Source organism: Promicromonospora kroppenstedtii DSM 19349 (genome assembly GCF_000515355.1).
GTDB lineage: Bacteria > Actinomycetota > Actinomycetes > Actinomycetales > Cellulomonadaceae > Promicromonospora > Promicromonospora kroppenstedtii.
Map to the genome: position 1 here is coordinate 1520 of NZ_KI911720.1, position 1374 is coordinate 2893.

The 1374-nt window shown below is 73.5% G+C and carries 2 protein-coding genes; both read right to left on the reverse strand.

The genetic code is table 11. From position 1 onward, the window contains the following. Positions 1-522: alpha/beta fold hydrolase (locus tag PROKR_RS20505; RefSeq protein ID WP_169736493.1), on the reverse strand; the 522-nt coding region annotated here is incomplete at its 3' end. Between the two features lie 50 nt (positions 523-572). Beyond that, positions 573-1205, reverse strand: a complete 633-nt coding sequence (locus PROKR_RS20510; protein WP_036966605.1) for a TetR/AcrR family transcriptional regulator — start codon at positions 1203-1205, stop codon at positions 573-575. Positions 1206-1374 lie beyond the last annotated feature (169 nt).

Genomic DNA, 1374 nt, shown 5'->3' on the forward strand with positions numbered 1-1374 from the left:
GGCCTTGGCGGCGGCGGCGACGGCCGTCGCGTCGCGACGGTCCCAGGCCGTGTGCGCGCCCTGCACCGTCCGGGCCGACGGCGGGTGGGTGGCGTCGCGGATCTCGGCCTTGGCCACCGCCTCGAACCGTTCCTCCTCGACGTCGAGCGCGGGGTCGAGCAGCACCAGGCGGCGGGTGAACCGGCGGTCGGCGTCGACGGCCAGCGCGCCGAGCAGGCCGCCGAGGCTGTGCCCGACCACGAGGTCCCAGCCGCTGCCGAGGGCGCGCACGTCGGCCACGTGGTCGGCCAGCAGGTAGGAGTCGGCGCGCGGGCTGGTCCCGTGCCCGCGCAGGTCGGGGGCCACGACCTCGTAGCCGTCGTCGGCGAGCGTCTCGGCGAGCCGCCACCAGGTGGCCCCGGCGGAGACGATGCCGTGCAGCAGCAGCACCCGGCCCGGGCCGGTGCCCCACCTGGTCGTGGCGAGCGCGACGGCCGCAGGTGGTTGGGGAGTGCCGCCCGAAGCTTCGTGCCACATCGCCATGAACAGAGGGTAACGAGGACATGTATACCGGCTTGAAACAATTGCCCGTTTTACCGCAGGGCGGCGAGATCGGCGCCACGCGCCGCCAGCAGCGACCGCGCGGCCTCCAGCGCCCGCCGGTAGACCGCGTCGTCGCGCAGCAGCAGGGACCGGTCGTTCGCGGCGTTCAGCAGGGCGTTGATCTCGAAGGTGACCTGCTCGGGATCGGTGCCGGGAGCGAGCTCGCCCTGCTCGAGCGCGAGCCGCGCCTGGTGCACCAGGTACGACTCCCAGGACTGCTGGGCCGCGACGACGGCGTCGTGCACGGCGCCGTCGCGCATGTCGAACTCGACCTCGACGGTGCGGAAGAAGCAGCCGCCCTGGAACACGCGGGAGCGCGAGTACTCGGTCCAGGCCAGCACCAGCGCCCAGAGGCGCGGCAGCCCCCGCTCGGCCGACCGTGCGGGGACGATCACGTGCTCGGTGTAGATCTCGACGGCCCGCTCCACCGCGGCGAGCTGCAGCTTCTCCTTGGAGCCGAACAGGCCGGCGATCCCGCTCTTGTTCACCGGGACAGCCTCGGCCAGCGTGCCGAACGACAGCGCGTCCAGGCCGCGCACGGACGCCTCCTGCACCGCGTGGTCCAGCACGGCACGGCGTGTGCGGTCGCCGCGGAGGCGGCGCAGGTCGGTCGGCTCGGTCACGAAACCAAGTGTACGACCGTTCGCTCATCGGATAGTGTGCGAACGATCGTACAGATTAATCACCACACCCCGGAGGTCCCCGTGCCCCAGCCCCCGCGCGCCGTGCGCACCCTGTTCAGCACCCTCGCCCGCGTCGCGCCGCCGGCCGCCCTGGCGCTCGGCGCGGCCG